This window comes from Stieleria sp. (genome assembly GCF_041595215.1).
Classification (GTDB): Bacteria; Planctomycetota; Planctomycetia; order Pirellulales; family Pirellulaceae; genus Stieleria; species Stieleria magnilauensis.
Genome location: NZ_JBFHKV010000595.1, coordinates 1 through 5,239, shown reverse-complemented (window position 1 = coordinate 5,239; position 5,239 = coordinate 1). Strand labels below are relative to the sequence as shown.

Annotated in this window: 3 protein-coding genes; 1 reads left to right on the top strand and 2 read right to left on the bottom strand. The window is 58.6% G+C overall.

The features are described from left to right. Positions 1–156 precede the first annotated feature (156 nt). The gene (locus tag ABX749_RS20770; RefSeq protein ID WP_372897660.1) at positions 157–1,611 is read right to left on the bottom strand and encodes a protein kinase; all 1,455 of its coding nucleotides are present in this window, start codon (positions 1,609–1,611) and stop codon (positions 157–159) included. A 642-nt stretch (positions 1,612–2,253) separates the two neighbouring features. Between ABX749_RS20770 and ABX749_RS20765 the strand changes: the two genes are divergently transcribed. Then, on the top strand, positions 2,254–4,443 hold the full coding sequence (locus ABX749_RS20765) for a prolyl oligopeptidase family protein (protein ID WP_372897659.1): 2,190 nt from the start codon (positions 2,254–2,256) through the stop codon (positions 4,441–4,443). Here ABX749_RS20765 and ABX749_RS20760 read toward each other — a convergent pair. Continuing rightward, positions 4,397–5,239 (bottom strand): glycerophosphodiester phosphodiesterase (locus ABX749_RS20760; protein WP_372897658.1); only part of this gene is annotated, 843 nt, incomplete at its 5' end. The genes ABX749_RS20765 and ABX749_RS20760 overlap by 47 nt on opposite strands.

The following is a 5,239-nucleotide window of genomic DNA, read 5'->3' as shown; positions in this document are numbered from 1 at the left end:
CGCGCCGTTCCGCTAACACCGTGAGTGTTTCTTGTTAGCGGCAGGGCGCGAGCCCTCCGGTCTTTCGACGCTAATACCAGACGGCTCGCGCCGTTCCGCTAACACCGTGAGACGACCCGGCGGCGAATCGATTCGCTGGGACCTCGCGGCGCGGATTCAATTCTCCAGCGCGGCGTGTCGGGAGAAGGTGACGAAGATCACGCGCTCGAGTTGGTGGGCGGTCAACTCATCTTTGGAAATGAAGTCAGTCGCCCCCGCATTCACACAGGCCTCGGCGACCTGTTCGTCGGAAAGTCCCGTCAGCACCACGATCGGCACCTCGCTGTGCTCGCTGCGGAAACGCTCCACCGTCGCGACCCCCGCGCTGTCGGGCAACGTCAGATCCAGGAAGACCAGATCGACGGAATGCTCGGCTTGGATTTCGATGCCGTCGGACAAACAAGTTGCCTGATGAATCATCAAACTGTCATTGGCCATCTTGAGCAATTCGACCGCCAACAACATGTCCGATTGGCTGTCTTCAACGATCAACACACTGAGCTGTTGTGAAGTGACGTTCTGCCCCAAATCCTCCAATGCCTTCCCCAAGTCTTGCTCCAACGACAAACAACTTTGGTAGCGTTGACGTCGATCGTATGCGACCATCTTGGAATAGATCTGCAACAGATTCGGCGGCAGACAGTCAGAGGGGATCTCGCGAAACCGCCGCTTGGAAACGAGATTCCGGTATTGCCGCGAAAACGTCTTGCCGCGGACACGAATCTTCCCGGTCAGCAGGTAGAACCAGGTGGCGCCCAGGCTATAGATGTCCGAACGGACATCGGCCCTGGACAGCGATTTGGCCTGCTCGGGTGCCATGTACGGCAACGTTCCGGCGATTTGCGTTTCTCGCGTCAAATTGAACGACTGCGTCTCTTCTTCTAACGATCCGATTCGCATCGACGCCAACCCCAAGTCGACCAGTTTGACTTGATCGTTGCCATTGAGAATGATGTTGCCCGGCTTGATGTCTCGGTGGACCAGTTCGCGGCAATGCGCATGTGCCAACGCGCGGACGACTTGCAAGATGTACGCCGAGGATCGCCGCCAATCCATCGGTCCGCTGTCGGCAACCATGGCATTGAGATCCGGACCTTGCATCAATTCCATCGCGATGTAAGGCATGCCGTGTATTTCGCCGACCTCATACGCGGTGACGATATTGGGGTGCGCCACCTGCTGCACCATCTTCATTTCGCGATGAAACCGCTCGCTCGTCCGCGCGTTATGCAGCACTTTGATCGCGAAGACTTTGCCCGTGCCCGCTTCGTGAGCCCGAAACACATGCGCTTCGCCACCACACCCCAACAGTTGATCGATCACAAAGTGTTCGATCTGATCACCGGGCTGCAGCAACGAAATGTGGTGAAACGAATCCTCCGAACCCCACACCGCGGCAAACTCTTCCTCGATCAATCGCATTTGACCGGAATCAAAGGCGCCGGTCGCTTCGAGTCGCTGTAGGGACAATTGCAGTTTGTCCGAGATGCTGCACGCTGTCTTTGCCAACCGATCCGACAGATTTCGGTGGATGGGGACGAAGGTCGAACGGTCTTGATTCGGACCAATCATCGCTGGCGATCCGTGCATGTTATTGAGCAGTGCGATGCCCCAGAATCGCAGACGAGCTTAAGATCGAGCGGGCAAGCGTGCCTGGCCTGAAGCGACCATGGTCCTTCCCTTCCGCTCGTTCCTAAGTACGTAAGTATAGCAGTCCTTCTGCGGTATTCGCTACTAGATACGCCCGAACACTAACGACGATTTTCCGCCCACGGCCGACGAAGTCCGCACACAGCACCGCCGACCGCAAACCAACAAACCGAGGCCGGTGTGTCACAATCTCCGCGTTTGACGGGTCTCCTTGGACGGTCGAGTGCGAAATTGCGTGCCGCCACGGAGCGGTTTGGGGCCCCGTCGTCGACCAGGCAGCACCTTTTGACACAAATCGATACATTAACAAACGGCAGTCGCGGACCTCGCTCACACGCTGGTCCGTCGAATCAGCCGTTTGGCGCGAGCCCAATACCGCTCAATCGACAAGGTTTTGACCAGCGCAGGGCCCGTAGGCTGGCGCCAAACGGCTGATCATCAATTGATATCAGCCGGTTCGCGCCAGCGTCCGGGCCCCCCTCAACTTCAACCGCCGAACGCCTCCGCGACCTCCACTCTACCGTCCACCAACAATCGATCCCGAACCAAGCACGCGAGCGCCACATGCCCCACCGTCACCCTCAACTGAAAGTTCTGTTTGCCGGAGTGATCACCGTTTTGTCGTCCCATCCCCTACCGGCACAGCCGCCGGCAACCCGCACCTCGCCGACCGTTGACACCTACCATGGCGTCGACGTCGTCGACAACTATCGCTGGCTGGAAGACTGGAACGACGCAGAAGTCAAACGTTGGAGCGAAGACCAGAACGCGCACGCGCGGGAATATCTGGACGGACTGCCCGGCGTCGATGCGATTCGCAAACGCGTGACCGAGATCATGACCGCGCAACATGATTCCTACAGCGGCGTTCGCTTCGCCGCCGGTCGATACTTTGCGATGAAGAGTCAGCCGCCCAAAGAGCAGCCGTTCTTGATCAGCTTCGATTCACTTGACGACCTGGACAAGGCTCGCGTGCTGTTTGATCCCAACGTGGTCGATACCGAAGGGACAACCTCGGTGGATTGGTTCGAACCGTCACCCGACGGATCACTGGTCGCGATCTCGTTGTCCAGCGGCGGAAGCGAAGTCGGCGACGTGTCGGTCTTTGACTGCAACAGCGGCGAAAAAGTCTTCGAAACCGTCCCACGCGTCAATTCAGGAACAGCAGGTGGCGACCTCGCTTGGGCGCCCGACGGCAAAGGTTTTTATTACACCCGGCACCCGCGACCGGGTGAGCGCGCAGAGGTCGATCTGAATTTTTATCAGCAACTCTATTTCCATCAGCTCGGCACCGACAGCGCTGATGATCGCTTCGAATTGGGAACCGACTTTCCAAGAATCGCAGAGATCGAAGTCGAAGTTCACCATCAAACCGGTCGCGTTCTGTGCAATGTCCAAAACGGTGATGGCGGTGAGTTCGCACATTACGTGCGACGGGCCGACGGGCACTGGACCCAATTCAGTCACTTCGGAGACAAATTGGTCCAGGCGACGTTCGAGCCCAGCGGAGACATCCTTGCCATTACCCGCGAGGACGCACCGCGTGGCAAGATCGTTCGGATTTCAACGTTGACAACCAAAGGCGCGTTGGCCGAACCGCTGATCCCCGAGAGCGAGGACACGATCGTGACCAGTTTCTATCGCGCACCGCCCAGTCTGGTCGCGACCGAGGACCGGATCTACGTCACCTACCAACTCGGCGGCCCTTCGGAAATTCGTGTCTTTGATCGCGACGGGAATGCGCTGGCCAAACCCAAGCAATTGCCGATCTCCAGCGTCGGCGGGCTCGAGCCGCTCACCGGTGATGACATCTTGTTTTACAACAGCTCCTACGTCGATCCGACGCTCTGGTTTCATTACGACGCATCCGACGAAACGACCATCAAAACACCGCTGTCCAGCGAGACTCCGGTGGACATGAGCGACGTCCGCGTGACCCGCCAGTTTGCCGTCTCCAAAGACGGCACGAAGGTACCGGTCAACATCATGCGTCCCGCGTCGGCCGACGGCCCCGGCCCACTGGTGCTGTACGGCTACGGAGGCTACGGCATCAATTTGACGCCGCGTTTCAACGCCAGCAACAAAGTGCTCTTGGAGAATGGCGTCACCTATGTCGTCGCCAACCTTCGCGGCGGCGGTGAATATGGCGAAGCCTGGCATTTGGACGGAAACCTGACCAAAAAACAAAACGTTTTTGACGACTTCTACGCGGCAGCTCGCTTCTTGATCGACAACGGCTACACGACATCGGACCAGCTGGCGATCATGGGCGGTTCCAACGGCGGCTTGTTGATGGGCGCCACCCTGACGCAGCATCCCGATCTGGCCAAAGCCGTGGTGTCCTCGGTCGGCATCTACGACATGCTGCGTGTCGAATTGTCGCCCAACGGATCATTTAACATTCCCGAATTCGGCACGGTCCAAAACCCCGACCACTTCAAAGCCATGCGGGCCTATTCGCCATTTCATAACGTCACCGATGGAACGAACTACCCGGCGGTCATCTTCTTTACCGGCGCCAACGACCCGCGTGTCGATCCGATGCAATCCCGCAAGATGACGGCACGTCTGCAAGCGGCGTCCACATCGGGTCTGCCGGTGCTGTTGCGGACCAGTGCCAACGCCGGACACGGCGGTGATTCCGGTCTGTCACAGAAGATCGAACAGGTGGTCGATACCTGCGCGTTTCTGTTTCATCACCTGGGCGTCACGGTTCAACAGCCGCCGTCAACAGATCCGGCCGATCGGTCGTGATGCTGTCCACGCCCCAGCGACGCAACGCACGCATCACCGCGGCCTCGTTCACGGTCCAGGTCCACACCGCCAAGCCGCGTTGTTTCAGCTCGGCGACCAGAGCCGGTGAAAGGATTTTGTAGTTCAAATCCAAGATGGTTGCGTTGCATTGATCGGCACGCCTTTTTAACCAATCGGCTTGTTCGGCCGCTGTGCCTTCGATGGCATCGCCAAACAGCCAGGCACAGGTGAGTCTCGGTTCCAATTCGCGGATCTCCCGCACCACCTGTTGGCTGAATGCGATCACCGCAACTTGATCGACCATGTCCAACGCGCGGACGTCGTCGATCACCTGTTGAGAAATCCCTTCCATCTTGATTTCGACCACCGGTTGACAGCCTGTACCGCGGAGCCGCCGCAGTGCCTCCTTGAGCGTCGGCACACGCTGCCCGGCAAAACGGGCATCTTTCCATGACCCTGCATCGAGTTGGCGGAGATGATCGAGACTGAGTTCGGTGACACGTCCCGTTCCGTCGGTGGTGCGATCGACGGTCTTGTCGTGCATCAAGACGACCGTCCCATCGCCGCAGCGGTAGACATCAAATTCGCAGCCGCTGGCGCCAACCTGGATCGCCTCGCTGATCGCGACCAACGTGTTCTCCGGTGCGACGGCTGAATAACCTCGATGGGCAACCGTCTCACAAGCCCCCACAGCCCCAGAGACATCGCTGTCGTCCTCGGACAATCGACGCACCGAAACGTCGTCAAACGAAGCGATGCAACCGCTCACGCCCAGCCCCACACAGCCGCGGTCTCG

Excerpts from the sequence above, each read along its gene's own strand:
- ABX749_RS20770 (WP_372897660.1), bottom strand. The coding sequence starts at position 1,611 with ATGATTGGTCCGAATCAAGACCGTTCGACCTTCGTCCCCATCCACCGA.
- ABX749_RS20765 (WP_372897659.1), top strand. The coding sequence starts at position 2,254 with ATGCCCCACCGTCACCCTCAACTGAAAGTTCTGTTTGCCGGAGTGATC.